15 protein-coding genes are annotated in these 18465 nt (G+C 43.3%); 11 read left to right on the top strand and 4 right to left on the bottom strand.

Going from position 1 to position 18465, the window contains the following annotated elements:
* Positions 1-7: 7 nt before the first annotated feature.
* From FPZ43_RS07140 to FPZ43_RS07130, 3 genes are read right to left on the bottom strand one after another with little or no spacing between them, the layout of a single operon-like run.
* Positions 8-727, bottom strand: a complete 720-nt coding sequence (locus FPZ43_RS07140; protein ID WP_146381186.1) for a M17 family peptidase N-terminal domain-containing protein — start codon at positions 725-727, stop codon at positions 8-10.
* A 4-nt stretch (positions 728-731) separates the two neighbouring features.
* Entirely contained in the window at positions 732-2102 is a 1371-nt protein-coding gene (locus FPZ43_RS07135; protein WP_222430947.1) for an alginate export family protein, read from the bottom strand.
* Positions 2103-2149: 47 nt separating this feature from the next.
* Complete coding sequence (locus FPZ43_RS07130) at positions 2150-2782, bottom strand: hydrolase (RefSeq protein ID WP_146381185.1); 633 nt, start codon at positions 2780-2782, stop codon at positions 2150-2152.
* A gap of 267 nt (positions 2783-3049) precedes the next feature.
* Here FPZ43_RS07130 and FPZ43_RS19240 point away from each other — a divergent pair, with 267 nt between their 5' ends.
* The 9 genes from FPZ43_RS19240 (at position 3050) to FPZ43_RS07090 (ending at position 14107) form a co-directional block, all read left to right on the top strand.
* Positions 3050-3196, top strand: coding sequence for a hypothetical protein (locus FPZ43_RS19240; protein ID WP_186461775.1), 147 nt, complete (start codon positions 3050-3052; stop codon positions 3194-3196).
* Positions 3197-3266: 70 nt separating this feature from the next.
* Positions 3267-5003, top strand: coding sequence for a sigma-54 interaction domain-containing protein (locus FPZ43_RS07125; RefSeq protein ID WP_261381014.1), 1737 nt, complete (start codon positions 3267-3269; stop codon positions 5001-5003).
* 132 nt (positions 5004-5135) lie between these two features.
* Positions 5136-5909, top strand: coding sequence for an alpha/beta hydrolase (locus tag FPZ43_RS07120; protein ID WP_146381184.1), 774 nt, complete (start codon positions 5136-5138; stop codon positions 5907-5909).
* A gap of 132 nt (positions 5910-6041) precedes the next feature.
* Complete coding sequence (locus FPZ43_RS07115) at positions 6042-6584, top strand: lipocalin family protein (protein WP_146381183.1); 543 nt, start codon at positions 6042-6044, stop codon at positions 6582-6584.
* 183 nt (positions 6585-6767) lie between these two features.
* Positions 6768-7325 (top strand): sigma-70 family RNA polymerase sigma factor, encoded by a 558-nt coding sequence (locus FPZ43_RS07110; RefSeq protein WP_146381182.1) that lies wholly within the window; start codon positions 6768-6770, stop codon positions 7323-7325.
* A 40-nt stretch (positions 7326-7365) separates the two neighbouring features.
* The gene (locus FPZ43_RS07105) at positions 7366-8409 is read left to right on the top strand and encodes a FecR family protein (protein ID WP_146381181.1); all 1044 of its coding nucleotides are present in this window, start codon (positions 7366-7368) and stop codon (positions 8407-8409) included.
* A 94-nt stretch (positions 8410-8503) separates the two neighbouring features.
* Positions 8504-11440 (top strand): SusC/RagA family TonB-linked outer membrane protein, encoded by a 2937-nt coding sequence (locus tag FPZ43_RS07100; RefSeq protein WP_261381011.1) that lies wholly within the window; start codon positions 8504-8506, stop codon positions 11438-11440.
* Positions 11441-11453: 13 nt separating this feature from the next.
* Positions 11454-13049: a RagB/SusD family nutrient uptake outer membrane protein gene (locus FPZ43_RS07095; protein ID WP_146381179.1), complete on the top strand. Its 1596-nt coding sequence runs from the start codon at positions 11454-11456 to the stop codon at positions 13047-13049.
* 62 nt (positions 13050-13111) lie between these two features.
* Positions 13112-14107 (top strand): metallophosphoesterase, encoded by a 996-nt coding sequence (locus FPZ43_RS07090; RefSeq protein WP_146381178.1) that lies wholly within the window; start codon positions 13112-13114, stop codon positions 14105-14107.
* A gap of 122 nt (positions 14108-14229) precedes the next feature.
* Here the strand turns inward: FPZ43_RS07090 and FPZ43_RS07085 are convergent, their stop codons facing one another.
* A complete protein-coding gene (locus FPZ43_RS07085) occupies positions 14230-14970 on the bottom strand; it encodes a GntR family transcriptional regulator (RefSeq protein ID WP_261381009.1) in 741 nt (246 codons plus the stop codon).
* Between the two features lie 251 nt (positions 14971-15221).
* On the opposite strand from FPZ43_RS07085, the gene FPZ43_RS07080 reads away from it, so the two are divergent.
* On the top strand, positions 15222-17027 hold the full coding sequence (locus FPZ43_RS07080; protein ID WP_146381177.1) for a class I mannose-6-phosphate isomerase: 1806 nt from the start codon (positions 15222-15224) through the stop codon (positions 17025-17027).
* A gap of 5 nt (positions 17028-17032) precedes the next feature.
* Complete coding sequence (locus FPZ43_RS07075) at positions 17033-18448, top strand: sugar porter family MFS transporter (protein WP_146381176.1); 1416 nt, start codon at positions 17033-17035, stop codon at positions 18446-18448.
* Positions 18449-18465 lie beyond the last annotated feature (17 nt).

The raw sequence follows: 18465 nt of genomic DNA, 5'->3' as shown, positions 1-18465 counted from the left end.
GGCAATATTATTTTTGAGTTGACAGGTAGTTTTTGACGGCATCACCAGATGGTGTAAAAAATGCCGGGCCCGCTAATAAGGTGACTTGCTTAACAGTTGGCGCTTTTGCCATAGCTTTTGATTGCAAATACTTCTCGGTTTCATAAGCGTCAAGAGCGCCTTTTACAACGTTTACCGCAACTGTTCCGGTTGGCGAATCAATACCTGCATCTTTTAAATCGCTGGCATGTGAGTAACTGTTAACACCAAGGCGCAAAGCTTCTCTCATGCCTATTCTGCCTACTTCCGTCATCAAATCGGGGTTGAAGTTTTTGCGATCGCCAAGGCCGATAAGTAGTAGCTTTTTTGCAGGTATACTATTATCAGCAGGTGTAATTAAAAGGGTTTCAAACGCGTGGCCTGCAAATTTTCCGCTCTGTCTTAAATCGGTAATAAGGCCTTTCAATGCTTCATCTACGTGCACCATACCGTTTAAATTACGTGGTAAAGCGGGTGGCGAGTTAAAAATGTCACCTTCGGTATATTCAAACACACAAATTATTTGAAGAGGCGTAGCCTGTGCAGATGGGCTTTGAACCTTTGCGGCAATTGTTAATCCGCTTGCATTACCTAACACATTATAAGTATTTATAGGTGTGAGCTTTTCACTCGCGTTTTGGCTATATACATTTAACGATATGGTTATGATCGCTACAATGCTCAATAGCAGTTTTTTAATGTTTTTCATTGTCTTAAAATTTAAATGTAATTTGAGTATTAAAGAACCAGGAATTGGCTGTAGGGGTTACCACGTCTTTTATAAATGGGCCTGTTTTAAAATATTGCGCACCTGTACTGACTGAAAAAAACTTACTTAACTGATAATCTGCACTTGCCAGGTAAGTGGTGCCGATATATTTTTTCGCAGAGCCTGAGCCCGGCAGGTTGAAGTTTCCACTTGGCCGGTATAACCCATCATTAACAGAATACCGCCAGTTATAAACAACATCTGCCTGCAGCATGCACCCTTGAGCGATACTGATAGTTGCGTACGGGTGTAAATCAATAAGATTGACCGGCCCGATAAGGGGGTTGAAGCCAAAGTACCCACCGCGCGGGTATAGCGGGTTAAACGTTTGCAGCTTGCCATCGCCCTTTCGCATATCGCCGGATATGTAATCGTTACGAAGGTTGATGCTTGGTTTTCCCTTCATATCATTAAACACATATCCTACATCTATGGCTGCTGTCCACGCGTTAATTCTACTTGTGCCGAATGTGCCAAATTGGTACGCGCCCTCAAGATTATATATAAACCCGCCACCATATCTCCAGTAGCGGGTTGCTACGGTATGCCTTATTTCCTGGGCCTGGCCATCTTCAAACTCCTTATCAGCATTGGCAACCCCCAGGTAATAAAAGTCGAAATTGCCCCCTTTGGGTATAATGAGTGACGAATAGGCGCCCCATAAATTTGCTTTATAAGTAGATTTGTTATCAAATACTCCAGGGTATACATTGTCTGCCATCATTACAAAAGCGTCGAGTGTAAAATTTGGTGAACGATACATCGCCTTAGCTCCGGTGAAGTACAAGCGGGCATTTGTGCCTTCCCTTACTGATATTAGCCTGCCTGTGCCATAATTAAGCTCTTGTCGGCCAACACGTAACGATAACGACTGCTTATCACTATCGCATAGTTTGCCTTCAATAAAAAGGTTTTGTACATTCAGTTTGTCTTCGTCAACAGGGGCGGGCCCGTACTTGCTGCCGTTTTCAATCGCGCTATTTAGTTGCGCAAACACACGCAAACGTTTACCAATCTGCAAATTGCTATGTAACGAGTAGCGCTGTAAAAAGCTATAATTATAACCTTGATGTGCAATCCAGTTCTCGTCAAATTTACCGGCGTACTCGTATCGTAGTTCTCCCCCTAATGACAAATACACATTTCGGTCTTTCGTAAGCGCCAGGTATTTAACCTTATCATAAAGCTTTGCTGAAGTATCGTTTTTAAACGCACCGTAATCCTCATCAAACCGCATTAACTTGAACGATTGAGCCAGTACCGCAGTTGAACGAAAAGATATTACCAAAGCCAGCATGAGTAAAGCCTTTTTCACTAATGGGTGTTGATTATGCCGTATGATTTGATGTATAATGAAATAATTTAATGAGCAAGCATGCGATGGCTGTACTGTATGCCTAACCCGTATGCCCCGCCAAACCTTTTCATTAAATCTGTTACGGCCTTGTAGGTTTCCTGGCGGGCCCAATCGCGTTGTAGCTCCAGTAAATACTGTACCGAGGTTATTGGTTTTGCGCCAAATTGTATCATGCGTTGTACTGCGCGTTCATGAGCCTCTGCACTAACGTCCCCGCAAGCATCTGTAATTACATAAACGTCGTAACCTTCTGTGATGGCAGATAAAGCGGGGCCAACAATGCAAACTCCCGTCCACAGTCCGGCCAAAACAAGTTTCTTTTTGCCCTTGCCTGTGATGGCCTTGTACGCAGCTTCATCTTCCCATGTGTTCATTGATGTGCGGTCGATATAATTTGATGCCACTTGCGGGTAAAACTCTTCAACCTCAGGGAACACCGGCCCGCTGAAAGATTCTTCGGCAACGGTTGTAATTATCGTTTCCACGCCAAATATTTTTGACGCACCTGATATGATAGCAGTATTGGTACGCAACTCGCTTATGGATATACTTTTAGTTGCAAAAGCCATTTGGCTTTCATAATCAATAAGTACTAAAGTGTGATTTTGTGGTGTTAGTAAGTCTGGTGATGGTTTCATAAAATTTACTTTTAACCAGACTTTAACATTAAAGGTGCCAACGGAATAATGAATTGATAAACAATTGTTTATGTTGAAATATGAAGTTTTCAACTCATGATATTTCGTAAATTAACGATGCAGCCTTGTTTGTGGGCAAAGCTGATGCCCTCATAAATTTGCTGTATTTCGTTTACGTCAGAAAGTTATTTAAATTATAAATTACTGTAAGCTAGCTAGTTAAATACGAGGCATTTAAATTGGACTATGGTGGCAAAGTTCAAAGCCATGAAAATCATATTAAAATCAGTTAAAAAAGAGGACGGGGTTGTAAAAGGTTCACCTGTTAATTTTCTTCAAAACAATACCCTGCAGATTATCGCTTTCAGGGTTTATTTTTTTGCTTTTGAAGTATTGCGTATCATCTATAGATAGTGCCCTTGCTGCAAAAGAAAGTTAATTTGTAAATTTGTTTTATTAGGAAGTTAACTTTAGGAATTAAGTAATGACTGAAAAGCAGCCTTTTAAAACTATTGATGAAACCCTTTTAGATGATATTGTCGCGCTCAGCGACGGTGCCTACACGCTTAAAAATCGGTTAGCTACTACTGATTTTTTAAAGGCGATTTTTTCTAAGCTCCACCCGCTTTTTTCGATTGACTGCATTAACGTGGTGCTTTACGATCCCGAAATGAACCTTATCAAAGAGTCTTATTTATCAGAATACGACTTTGACGAAGGCCGGCCAAACTTTCAATTTATCGACGTACCAACGCCAATTACGTCTATACAAAAAATCATTGCACAATTTTCCTATCCTGTGCTTAAAACAATGGAAGAATGGAAGCTGGAAGCGAGAAACAACCATAATGTTGGGCGTACCGCTGATTACCATTATCATTGCTATTTGCCGCTCGAGGTTAACAACACGTTAATAGGGACAATTGGCCTCCATAATAAATCAAGACAGTTAGACACCGAGTGCTTGCGTTTTTTTAGCATAATAGCCGACCTTTTATTAGACGTTGTTTTGTTTAAAATAGAAGATGCCAGGCAGTTAAAAGATAAAATGCACGCTCAATCAGATGGGGATCCTGTAGAATTTAATAACCTTAAAAAGCAGATTGATGCAATTGAACAATCTTCAACCCTCGATTCTTTTTTTGCTCGTTGCGAAAGCGTGTTCCCGGTTGCATATCAAAGGCTAAAATTCCAGCTTGATAACATGGTGGTTCATAATAGTCATTCTGATGAAGAAGCACTACTATCAACCGACGAACGGTTTGCGGGAAATTACGAAGGAATTATTGGAGAATGCCCCGAAATGAAAAAGGTTTTTTCATTAATAGATAGAGTGGCTGCGTCAGAATCTACCGTGCTTATTCTTGGTGAAACCGGAACAGGGAAGGAGATGGTTGCAAAGGCAATACATAACTGCTCTGACCGTAGCGGAAAGCCTTTGGTTATGGTAAATTGTGCTGCTGTTCCGCCAAACCTGATAGAAAGCGAGTTGTTCGGACACGAGAGAGGAGCGTTTACCGGTGCGATGGATAAACGGATTGGTAAGTTTGAACTGGCCAACGGCGGTACACTTTTTCTTGACGAAATAGGAGAGCTGCAGTTAGAGTTGCAGGTAAAATTACTACGGGCGCTTCAGGAAAAAGAAATTGAAAGAGTAGGGGGCAAGGCAACCATTAAAACCGATGTCAGGATTATTTCTGCCACCAATCGGGATTTAGCTGAAGAGGTAAAAAAAGGCTTTTTCAGGCAAGATCTTTACTTCCGCCTCAATGTTTTCCCAATTCATCTCCCTGCGCTTAAGCAACGTACAGAGGATATACCGCTGCTTGCAGTACATTTTCTACACAAATATTCCCGAAAGGCAAAGAAAGACATTAAAGGATTTACCAATGGGGTTCTCAAACAGATGCGGAATTATGCATGGCCGGGTAATGTCAGGGAAATGGAGCACCTGATTGAGCGGCAAGTGCTATTGAACAAAGGTAAGGTTGTGAATGAAATTCCATTACCTACCCATGAAAAGACCCTGAACGACAAAAATGGGAAGCCTCAGAAAGTAAAAACCATCGATGAAAATGAGCGCGATCACATATTCGATGTTTTAACCTTATGCAAGGGAAAAATTTCCGGACCGTCAGGAGCAGCTAAACTGTTGGGTGTTCCTGCCACAACACTCAATTCAAAAATTAAAAGGCTTGGCTTAAACCGAAAGCATTTTTAACGTACTTGTAAGGATAGTAAATTGACGTTATATAGTTATAGATATTTATTAAAGGATTTGATATCTGATTAATTATCAATGAGTTAATGATGGGCATGTTTGTAGATTATTGTGTTCCAAATAATCAAAAACATGAAAGCAAATTTATCTATCAAAAGTATTGCCGCTGTAGCAGTGGCAATTTTATCAATTGTTTGTAATCCCTTTACAGGCAAGGCTCAAACATCCAAAATAAAAAATATTGTAATAGTACATGGCGCGTTTGCGGATGCGTCTGGTTGGGAGCCTGTTTATAAAATACTGGTAAAAGATGGTTACAATATTACGCTTGTGCAAAATCCAACAAGCTCGTTAGCCGATGATGTAACGGCAACCACTAACGCTTTAGAACGCCAAAAGGGCCCTGTTGTATTGGTAGGACATTCCTGGGGCGGTACGGTTATAACACAGGCCGGGTCTGCAGACAATGTAAAAAGCCTGGTGTATGTAGCTGCATTTATACCTGATGAAGGGGAATCGACGCTTGACCTTGTGCAAAGGGTTAAAGACCAGCCCAAAGGTATTTTACCTCCCGACGCAAAAGGTAACGTTTACTTAGCAAAAGAAACTTTCTGGGAGACGTTTGCCAAAGGCGAAACCAAAGAAAAAGCTGATTTTATGTATGATTCACAAATTCCACTAACTGTTAAAGCTTTTACTGACAAAGTAACTATCACTGCATGGAAAAATAAACCAGTTTACGCGATAAAACCATCAAATGATGAGGTAGTAAACATGGGCCTTGAAGATACAATGTTTGCACGCTCAAAAGCTAAAGTAACGCATATAACAGGTGGCCATACCTTGTACCTTACACAGCCTAAAGCGGTTGCAGCAGTTATTGAAGCCGCCGCTGAAGGTAAATAATTTAAGATATAAGTTACAAAAATGCCATCGTTAACAATTTAGGAATGTTAGTGATGGCATTTTTATGTATGTAATTTACCGATGATTATTGAATAAGCAGAAACAAAATTTGCCGCAGCAGGTTGCTCAATAATGAAAATACAAAAATGGCAAATAGGCCTTGCTGGTATAGGTGCCGCTGCCCTAATTGTTGGTCTGTCATCATGTGCTTCAATCCCGAAAGGGGCTAATGCGGTACAGCCTTTTTATAAAGAGCGCTACCTGGGTAAGTGGTACGAGATATGCCGGATGGATTTTAAATTCGAAAAGAATTTAAGCAATGTAACCGCTAATTATTCGCTTAAGCCCAATGGCGATATACGTGTTGACAATCGAGGTTATGATTACGTTAAAAAGGAGTGGAAACAAAGTGTTGGTAAAGCTAAGTTTGTTAAAGGCACCGATCTCGCACGTTTGAAAGTTTCATTCTTTGGGCCATTTTATGCTGGTTACAATGTAATTGCGATTGATAAGGACTATAAGTATGCTATGATTGCCGGAAACAATTTAAAATATCTATGGCTATTGTCGCGCGAAAAAACTATGCCACCGGCTGTAGTTACTGATTACTTAAAACAAGCCCAAAGCTTAGGGTACGACGTTAGCAAACTGGTATGGACAAAGCATGAACGCTAAAATCAGTACCATTAATTTTTAGTGTAACAAGCGTAGATAGCCGAAAGCCAAGGTTTTTGTGCCTATAGGAAGTAACTTGCCTGGCTTAATTTAAGAAGATGTATTTGCCCGCGCATAATAATTAACAATAAGCTAACGCGCATACAAAGGTAAAGTAACACCAAAGGCAAATCTTTGCGACACATGGAAAACCTGGTTGCAATTAAAGAAGGTTGTTTAACAACCTTTAAAATGGTGTACTTTCAATACCATGCAAAACTGTATGCCTACCTGGTAAGCAAGTCATCATCATCATACATTGCCGAGGAAGTTGTGCAGCTTACCTTCATAAAACTATGGAACAGCAGGCTTAATATTTCCGAACAATTTCCAATTGACGTACAGTTATTCAGAATAGCACGAACCATATTGATAGATGAGTTGCGTAAAGATGCGGTGCGGAATAATTACATCAACCAGCTCGAGCAAACTATCACTGCTGATAATAGTGACCGGATTGCCGACCGCGATACATTAACCCAGGTAAATAAGGCAATTGAGCTTTTGCCGCCTATGCGCAAAATGGTTTTTAAGCTTAGCCGCTTTAACCATCTTACCAATGCAGAGATTGCAGAAATGCTATCCCTTTCTTCAAAAACTGTGGAAAATCATATCAGCCTTGCCATAAAACAATTGCGCAAATCGGCTATAGCGACAGTTTCTTTTCTTTCCTTGTTAGATGCTATGTTAAATAATTATTAAGCATTGGGGGCTGCTTAACAGTTAGCCGTATTGTAGGTATATGCAGCCTACAGCTCAACTTATTGCAAAGTTTTTTAATCGCCAGTGCACCAGCGAAGAGGCTGAACAGGTTTACCAGTTTTTTAAAGAAAACCCGGACGAGCTGGAGCGGTACTTAGCTGACGACGATTGGAAAAACTTTGCAAAGTACAGCCAGCCGCTTGAAGAGCGTACCGACCGTATGTTGGGCAACATCCTAAAGCAGGTAGATGATACACCGCTTGTAAGGGTCATCAAGTTGCGTAACAGGGTACTTATGGGTGCAGCTGCGATTTTTTGCCTGGCTGTTGGCTTTCTGTTACTTTTTGATGCCAAAACTCCCGTGGGCAATGTGCATCAACAGGTAGCCATCAACAAAACTGTTGATTCTGCCGATTGGAAAACTATAACAAACACTTCATCAGCGCAAAAGAACATCAAGCTGGATGATGGCTCAACGGTGGTGCTTTCGGCCAAAGCCAGTATCAAATACCAGCTACCTTTTAAACGGCCTTTAAGAAATATGTACTTAAAAGGGAAAGCAAAATTTTTTGTAGCTAAAGATAAAGCACGCCCATTTACCGTTTATGGCGGCCCATTAGCAACTACCGCCCTGGGTACTGTTTTTACCGTAACGGCATGGCCTGGTACAAAGGTTTTTAAAGTACGCCTGCTTAGCGGTAAGGTTAAGGTTTGGCAGCATGCCAGCTCGCACCCCACCAATATTTTGCTGCTGCCAGGTAAGGAACTTGTTTTCGACGAAGAAAAGCTGATGGCAAGGGTATCAAACTTTGCCGTATCTACCCTGGCTATGGTAAAAGGCACTACTACCGTAAACGGCGATGATGTAAAGTTTTCAAACCAACAGTTACCGGCCGTGATGCAAAAATTGCAGGAAGTGTACGGCGTGCATATACAGGCCAAAGCCAATCTCAAGAAATACTATTTCACCGGCGAGTTTAATACCCGTCATGATTCTATAGGCAATGTGCTTGGCACCATCATGTCATTAAACAATCTTAAATACACCCTAACAGATAGTACCTACACTATCACCAAACCCTAAAAGTCAGTAAAAAAACAAAACCCACACTATGCTTAAAATTTACAAAAATCATTTCATGAGGTGCTTGCAGGTAGCAATAGCTATTTGTTGCATTATGCTGTCTGTAACGGCGGCGCATGCGCAAGGCACACCCTCGGCAACCGGTATTGTAAAAGATACTTTAGGTACGCCAATGGCCGGTGTAACTGTTAAAGCCCAAAATGCTGCAACAGGTAAGTCACTAAATACCATTACAGATGTAAACGGTGTATTTAACATGGCTAACCTGCAAACGGGCGGCACGTATAGCTTTACGTTTACCTATATTGGTTACATCACCAAAACGCTTACGGGTTACCAGGCATCGGCAGGTAATAAGATATCCTTGTCCGTTTCGCTATCGGAAAGTTCAACTTCACTTTCGCAGGTGGTAGTAACGGGTTATGGCACTACCCGCAAGGCCGATTTAACAGGTGCCGTATCATCCCTTAACCAGGAAGATTTTAACCGTGGTGTGGTAAGCACGCCGGCGCAATTGCTGCAGGGTAAAGTAGCCGGTTTAAACATTACGCGTAGCGGTAACCCTAATGATGTGGGTACTGTTATACTACGTGGCCCGTCAACTTTACGCAGCGGCGCGCAGGAACCGTTTTATGTTATTGACGGTGTGCCGGGCGCATCTATTGATCTTGTTGCACCAGATGATATCATGTCAATGGACGTGCTAAAAGATGCATCATCCACAGCTATTTACGGTTCAAGAGCAGCAAATGGTGTAATTATGATCACCACACGCAGGGCAAAGGCGGGCCAGTCAAGGCTAAGCTATAATGTTTACGGTGCTGCAGAAAAGGTATCAAACCAGATTGATGTATTAACCGGCGACCAGTTACGCGCCTACCTTGCCGAAAGTAACCGCAGCTTAAACCCTGCTGACGATAACGGTGCCAATACCAATTGGCAAAAGGAGTTACAGCAAACAGCCATATCGCAAAATCACAACCTTTCATTATCTGGTAATTCGGGCACCACTGCTTATAGCGCCAGCATGAACTATTTTAAGAACGAAGGTATCATCAAAACAACAGGCCTTGAGCGCATGGTGTTGCGCGCCAATGTAGACCAGAAATATTTTGAAGATAAGCTTCGCTTAAACGTATCGGCAGTAAACAGCATCACATCAAGCAGCAATATATCTGATTTGGTTTACCTGAACATGCTTACCTACCTGCCAACAGTAAGTGTTAAGCAGCCGGATGGAACCTATACCGAAAATTTTTCGCGCACACGTAACTACCTAAACCCGGTATCGTTGATTGACAACAACGCCATCGACAAAAAGGTAAAAACCTTTTTAGGTAACGCACTTGCCGAAGCCAAACTTTTACCGGGTTTAAAATACACCTTAAGCCTATCATACCAGGATGAGCAAACAAACAATAACACGTATTATAACAGGTTCTCGGGACTGGCGCAGGGTTACAATGGCTACGGTTTAAGAAACACTTTCGCCAACACCAAAAAGATCCTCGAAACCTTCTTTAACTATGATAAAACCTTTGGCAAGCACGATGTGAAATTACTTGCTGGTTACTCATGGCAGGAAGATCGTCTTAACGATGGTTTTAGTACATCAAACCGAAACTTTGTTACCGATGCTTTAACGTACAACAACCTTGGTTTGGGTAATGCACCTGCAGGTTCTGTAGTAGCTTACGACCAATTGCCACCTATATCAACCTTAAGGCTGATATCTTTTTACGGCAGGGCGCAATATCAGTTCAACCATAAATATCTTTTCCAGGCAACAGTTCGTCGTGATGGTTCATCGGCGTTTGGTTTAAATAACCAATGGGGTACTTTCCCTGCGGTGTCTGCCGGCTGGAACATCAGCGAGGAAGAATTTATGAAGGATGTAAATTTTGTGAACGATCTTAAGCTACGTGCCGGTTACGGTAGCTCCGGTAACAGCCAGGGCTTTAACGCCTTTACGCGTCTGTTGCTTTACCGCACATCAACCACATCTAAATTTTACTATAACGGTAATTACGTCAACTCTATTGGTCCTTACCAAAACGCTAATCCCGATTTGAAATGGGAGCGCACAAACGTTGCCAATATCGGCATCGATTTTACTTTGTTCCACAGCTTGCTTAGCGGTTCGGTAGATGTTTATGACAAAAAAACATCGGATTTGATTTACGATTATGGTGTATCAACCACGCAATACTTTGTTAATTCGCTTACCGCTAATGCCGGTAAGATACGCAACAAGGGTATCGAGGTTTTGCTTACAGCCAGGCCGTTAAGAGGTCAGTTTAAATGGACAACCACCTTAAACTTCTCTCACAATAAAAATACAGTTGAATCATTATCAAGCAGCTTATTCTCATTGCCTTACCAGTACACAGCTTACCTGGGCGGTAAAGGGCAATCGGCCAACTCATCACAAATTATTAAAGAAGGTTACCCTATCGGTACGTTCAATATCTGGCATTACGGCGGCAAAAATGCTGCGGGTGTAACACAAATTGTTAAAGCCGACGGCTCGTTAACCACCGCACCATCATCACAAGATTTTGTGATAGCCGGCAATGCCCAGCCAAAATTGCTTTACGGCTGGAACAATACCTTCACGTATAGAAATATCGATCTGAGCTTTTTTGTACGTGGTGTATATGGCAACAAAATATTGAATGCTACGCTTGCCAATTTAAACAGCCCGCAGGATGCCGTAAACGTAAACATACCAAGGTTTACGTTGGGCGAAGCAGCTACGGATAATAATGCCTACCTCCTGTCTGACCGTTACCTGGAAAGCGGCTCGTACCTGCGTTTAGATAATGCCACTTTGGGCTACACCATCCCGGTAAAAAACAAAGTGATTAACAGCTTAAGGATTTATGCAACCGGTAACAACCTTTTCATTATTACCAAATACCGCGGTGTGGACCCGGAGATGAACATGGGCGGCCTTACTCCCGGTATTGATAACAACAATTTTTACCCCAAAACACGCTCGTACCTACTTGGCCTGAGTGTTACCTTTTAACCTGTAATAAACCATGAAAAAAATATCAATAATAGCAGCAATCCTATCGGTAGCGGTAGTTGGCTGTACAAAACTTGGTGTAAATGTCGAGTCGGAGCTTACGCCCGATAATTTCCCTAACAACCCGGATAGTTACATTGCCGCAACCGGCCCCGTTTACACGCAGCTACGCTCTATTTACGCAGTTGATTACTGGCGCATGCAGGAGCTGTCGACAGATGAGGCCATCATCCCGGCGCGTGATGGTAATTATGACGATGGCGGTCAGTACCGCTTTCTGCACATGCACACTTGGGGGCCAGATCATCCCAACGTTAAATCAAACTGGGAGTGGGGTTTTGGTGGCATCAATACTTGTAACCGCTTAATAAGCCTTTTTGAGGCAAATGCAAGCAACGCAACGGCCAAAACCACCATTGCCGAAATGCGGGCCATGCGTGCCCTTTACTATTACTTCATGATGGATCTGTATGGCAATATCCCTATCATATCAAGTTTCCCGGTTGTTGGCCAGCCGGCCACCGCGCCAAGGGCCGAGGTTTTTGCTTTTATAGAGAAAGAGTTGAAAGAGGCTATTCCAAACCTAAGTGCGTCGGCAGGGCAAATTACTTACGGCCGCCCAACCAAATGGATGGCGTTTGCACTGTTGGAAAAACTTTATCTGAACGCGCAGTACTACACAGGTTCGGCTAAGTTTACCGAAACTGTTGCCATGGCAGATAGTGTGTTAACCAGGGCCCGCACCATTTACTCGTTAGACGCCGATTACATGACCTTGTTTGCACCCGAGAACGGCCCGCAAATAAAAGAAACCATATTTGCCGTACCTTATGATCCTAACGTGGCGGAGGGTAACCATTTTACCCGTTTTGGTTTACATACCGCGGTGCAAAATAAATATGCCATTCCGTTTCGTCCGAGTATAGCATTAAGTACCATAAAAGACTTTTATGCAAAATTTACGCTTACAAATGATGTGCGTAATACCCAATGGTTGGCAGGTAAACAGTTTGAAAACAACGGTTCTCCAATTATCATCAAGTCAACCAAAAAGGGTGTTGACGCATCATACACAGGAGCAGACGGTAGTGCAGCGGTTGATTATCAATTGGACTTTACGCCCGAAATGACACTGGTAAAACCAGCAACCATGGATGTGGGTAATGATGAGTTGGGCAAAGCAAAAGGCGTGCGTTCAATTAAATTTTACCCGGATAAAAACTCCAACCCAAGCACCCGTTACCAGGGTAATGATATGCCGGTATTAAGGCTTGCCGATGTTATGATGATGAAGGCCGAAGCTATTTTACGCGGTGCCGCACCAACCGCTGTTAATGGCGAACTGCAAACTGCCGATGTTTTGGTTAACAAGATACGCGCCCGCGCAAAAGCACCGCTTGTGTCAGGCGTAACGCTTGACCAATTACTTGATGAGCGTGGCCGTGAGTTTGCCTGGGAAGGCTGGAGACGTAACGACTTGATACGTTTTGGTAAGTTTGAAAGCGCATGGGGCTTTAAAACCAACGCCGAAACAAACAAGCGTATTTACCCGGTACCAACCAGCGAACGTGCTTTAAACCCAAGCCTGGTACAAAACCCCGGTTATTAATAAATTATTGAGTTATTTGCAATTGCCCGGCCGCAAGCCGGGCATTGCCTATTTTAGATGCTATGAAGATGAAGTACACCCTTTTGCTGCTGGCGCAGTTGTTTGTAATGTGCACATTTGCCCAAACCAAAGATTACCAGGCCGAATATATTAAAGGCTATCGAGGCGGGTTTATAAAAGACCAGGAGTCGATAGACGGCGCTTTGGAGTTTGCCGTAGTTGGTGATTTTGGCCGTGGCGGCGAGTATTTTCAAAAAGATATGGCTGCTACCCTTGCCAAGGCGGTAACAGGCATCAACGCATCGTTTATCGTATCCACAGGAGATAACATTTACCCCGACGGCGTGGCAAGCGTTCACGATCCGCTTTGGAACTTATCTTTCGAAAATGTGTTTTACCAGTACCCGCTGCACCGCCCCTGGTATGTGGTGTTGGGTAATCATGACTACCACCAAAACCCACAAGCCGAAGTCGACTATTCGCAGGTAAGCGGCAGGTGGAATATGCCCTCCCGCTATTATTCCATGAAGCAAAAGGTAGGCCCCAACGCCGAAGCGCTGCTGGTATTTATTGATACCAACCCGCTTGAGCCAAGCTCATACAACAGCAGCTACCGCGATGAATTGATTAAGCAGGACAGTACCAAACAAAAGCAATGGCTGGAAAAAGTTTTGAGCGATACCAGCTCAAGCATCAAATGGAAAATTGTAATTGGCCATCATCCGCTTTACACGGCAGGTAACCGGGCCTTAAACAAACCGGAAATGCGCTATGCGCTGGAGAGTGTTTTGGAGAAATATAAGGTTAACGTGTACATCTCCGGGCATGAGCATCATTTGCAGTACTACCATCCGCCGGGCAAGTTTACCTATCATTTTATATCTGGTGCCGGTTCGGAGGCCAATGAACAATTGAAGCCACGCGGCCCTGTTGATTTTTTTGCACCGATACAAGGCTTCTTAACTTTCTCATTAACGCCCGATAAATTACTCATGCAAGCGATTGACAGGAATGGCAAGGTGTTAAAGAAACTTACTATACCCAATAAAAGTAAATAGCGAATAAGCAGTTGCGGCGCTAATGCCTGCTTCAAACGTTATACATACCACCGGTTAGTCGTGTTTGACGCATTTGCCGGTGGTATGTTTATGTAAGGGAGAGATGGTTATGTTGGCCGTTATTACCTGCGGCTTTCAACAGTGTACACAAAGCTATCAGCTTTGTAATAGCCTACGTTAAATTCTATAGGGCGCTCACCCTGATCAAATACAAAGCGTTTACGAAACAGAATTGGGCTGCCTACAGGTACACGCAGCTTTTCCGCAATTTCCTTGCTTGCCGAAATGGCGCTTATCTCTTCTTTAGATAGCGTAGCAATAACCGAATGTTCCTGCTCAAGTAATTCGTAAAGCGGCCTTTTAAAGTCGTCATCAAGCGTAAGGCCTACCCTCGGGTGGAAATAAGACTCAAACACCACGAAAGGTTCTTCCGGGCGTCCGCGTACCCTTTTCATTTTCAAAACAGGCTTATCTTGCTTTATATCAAAAAAATGGGCAAGGCTTATGTCTGGTGTTTCCCAGCTCACGTGCAGTTCAAAGTTTTTGATGGGAATACCGCGCAGTTTCATCTCCTGCGAAAAGCTCAGCCAGTTGTTCGACTTTGAACTTACCGCGCCGGTAGCAACCTTGGTGCCCGCTCTTTTCTTTCGAACCAATAACCCCTCAAATACCAGCTTATTGATAGCCATGCGCAGGGTTGTGCGTGATATGGCCAGCATCTTAGCTAAATCAACCTCATTGGGGATGTTCTTCCCGTTTTGGTACTCTTCTTCGGTGATTAACTCCCTTAGCATTTGTTCTGCCTGGGCATGGAGTGGTACGGGGCTCTTATGGTCGATATTGTAGCGCATCTTCAAACTCATATGCAATTATAACAATTTTGTATAAAAATCAAATATGTATGTACATAAACAGATTGTTTTGCGCGCTACTTAGTGTTACTTACACACATATCATCGCATAAAATAGTTTTTCAAACTTATTTGCATATTTAATTTATTTTATATGTTTGTACATTACTTCATAATAAACCAGTTATAATTTTTGCTTTTCCTGATGTTTTTTGGCCCTAGGCCGATTGCATTAACTATATGTATACGCATTATTTAAAAAGATGAATTCTGATTTAAAAATCAACCCTACAGATACGCAAAAAGCTTTACGTAAAACCGCACAATATTTAATGCCGGCTCAGCTGCCGCAACATCCTGATGTTGACGGGGGCTACAACATTTACCCGGTTTGCCAGCTCGGTGATGGTAAGATATTCAACGGCTACGAGTCGCTTACCAGATGGATCATTGGGCAAAAAACGGTGGTTATTGATGGATATGTTGGTGTGTTTTGGGATAGAATTAAAGCTGGTATTAACAATTGCCTTGCTGAAGAAGGTATTGAAGCCAACTGGATAGATACAGAAGATTTTTTAAAATCATCGGCAGATATTGACACGTTGATTGCGCCTTTTTTGGGTGAAGAGGAAGCTGTTTGGGGAACCAAGTGTACTTTAAAACTGGCCGACCTTTATTGCGAAGCAGAGCTTAAGGCTACATCGCCGGACAACGCGAAGCGTGTTAATATTTTAATTGGTACGGGTGCTGCCCTTGCAAATTGGGACGCAGCTATATTATACATCGACCTGCCTAAAAACGAATTACAGTTTAGATTGAGGGCAGGGTCTATCAACAACCTGGGTGCTGCCGAACTGACTGAGCATTTTAAAATGTACAAGCGCTTTTATTTTGTTGACTGGGCGCTGTTAAACGAGCATAAAAAGGCAATTCTTGACAGCATAACTGCTGTAGCAGACGGCCAATGGCCTGATACCATTAACTGGATGTACAAAAGCGATTTGGCTGATGGTTTAAATAAAATAAGCCAGTCGGTTATACGCGTAAGGCCATGGTTTGAGCCGGGTGCATGGGGTGGCCAATGGATTAAGGAACGTATTAAAAACTTAAATACCGACGTAGTTAACTACGCATGGTCCTTTGAATTGATCGTACCGGAGAACGGCTTGGTGTTCGAAAGTGACAGCAACCTGCTCGAGGTTTCATTTGATACCCTGATGTTTCATAATAGTGAGCAGGTGCTTGGTAAGCATGCTGCCACGTTTGGCGACGAGTTCCCGATCCGCTTCGACTTTTTGGACACTTACGATGGTGGAAACTTATCTATACAATGTCATCCCCGCTTAAATTATATCCAGGAGAATTTCGGCGAGAACATAACCCAGGATGAAACCTATTACATATTGGATTCCGAACAGGATGCAAAAGTGTACCTCGGTTTCCAAGAAAGTATAGAGCCTGCCGTATTTAAATCAACACTTGAAGACAGCCAAGAGAATAGCAAGGAAATTGATATTGAGCGATTTGTACAGGCGCATGCCGCGCAAAAGCACGACCTGTTTTTAATTCCTAACGGTACCGTACACAGCGCAGGTGCGGGCAACCTGGTACTTGAAATAAGTGCTACGCCCTACATATTCACATTTAAAATGTACGATTGGGTAAGGCTCGACCTTGACGGTAAACCCCGCCCCATAAATATTGAGCACGCCTTTAAAAACCTCGACTTTAACCGCAAAGGCGAAAAGGTGCAGACTGAGCTGATCTCTAAACAATCGGTAATTGAGCAGGGAGATGATTGGCAAATTATACATGTGCCCACCCATGCCGATCACTTTTATGATGTACACCGCTTAGAGTTTGATAAGCAGATCAGTTTAGATACCAACAATTGCTGCCACGTAATGATGCTGGTTGAAGGACAGGCCGTAAGCCTTGAAACAGCCGACGGCACAGTAAATAAATACGCCTATGCCGAAACCTTTGTGATACCTGCCGCTGCAGGTTCGTACACACTCACCAATCTTGGAAAAAGCCGTGCCCGGGTTATTAAAGCATTTTTAAAATAAGCGAAATGATTGATACGATAACCCAAAATCAAACTAAACAGAGCGCCACTTACCTGTACTTGGTGTGCATAGTAGCGGCACTGGGTGGCTTTTTATTCGGCTTTGATACCGCCGTAATTTCCGGCACAGTAAGCCTTGTGAAAAATGATTTTAAGCTGGATGCCGTTAGCGAGGGCTGGTTTGTAAGCTGCGCACTTTTGGGGTGCATTATAGGCGTAAGTATATCCGGCAAGCTTAGCGATAAATATGGCCGCAAGATAGTATTGATTCTTTCGGCCGTGCTGTTCCTTGCATCGGCGCTTGGCTGTATGTTGTCGGAGTCGTTCACGGTGCTTATTGTTTTTCGTCTTGTTGGCGGGCTTGGTATCGGCGTTGCATCAATGGTATCGCCGCTGTACATATCAGAGTTTTCGCCATCGCGCTACCGCGGCATGATGGTGTCATTGTACCAACTGGCATTAACCATTGGTATTGTACTGGCTTATTTTTCGAACGCGTACCTGGCAAATCATGCTGCCGATAGTTATGGCAGCGGCACCATGAACACCATATTTTCGGCACAGGTATGGCGTGCCATGCTTGGCCTTGGTGCAATCCCGGCCGCTGTGTTCTTGGTAAGTTTATTTTTAGTGCCCGAGTCGCCAAGGTGGCTCTTACTTAAAGGTGATGAGCAAAAAGCCAAAGCCATCCTCACAAAGATTGACGGCGCAACAGCGGCCGAAAGTGAGATAACCGCCTTTAAAGCACAGGATGAAAGTGAAGATGCATCGATAAACGAATTGTTTAAACCCGCTTACCGCAAAGCGTTGTGGATAGGTTTGCTGCTGCCGTTCCTGTCGCAGGTATGTGGTATAAATGCCGTGATTTATTATGGCCCCAGGATATTGGAGCAAGCCGGTTTTACACTAAACAGTGCGCTTGGCGGGCAGGTAACCATTGGCTTGGTAAACGTGGTGTTTACGTTCGTAGCCATTTTTACTATTGATAAATGGGGGCGTAAGCCACTGTTGTTTGCCGGCGTAGGCGGGGCAGTAATTTCGCTGGTTATCATAGGCGCATTGTTTGCACTTGGCATTACATCCGGCCCGTGGATCCTCATTTTCATATTAGCCTTCATAGCCTGCTTTGCCTTCTCATTTGGCCCGGTTTGCTGGGTAATAGTGGGCGAAATATTTCCTAACGCTGTGCGCGGCAAGGCCATGGCGCTTGCAACCCTTTCATTATGGATAGGCAACTTTTTAGTTGGCCAGCTTACGCCCGTTATGCTGGAAGGGCTTGGCTCATCATGGACGTTTTGGCTGTTTGCCATTTGCTGTTCGCCGGCCTTGTGGCTCACCTGGAAACTGATACCCGAAACCAAGGGCATGTCGCTCGAGAACATTGAAAATTACTGGAAAGAAAATTACAAAGCCAAAGCGTAGTGAAGAGCGCTTAGGCA

The sequence above is a fragment of the Mucilaginibacter pallidiroseus genome (genome assembly GCF_007846085.1).
Lineage (GTDB): Bacteria > Bacteroidota > Bacteroidia > Sphingobacteriales > Sphingobacteriaceae > Mucilaginibacter > Mucilaginibacter pallidiroseus.
Note: the sequence above shows the minus strand (reverse complement) of the source record. Positions and strands in the feature narration are given on the sequence as shown.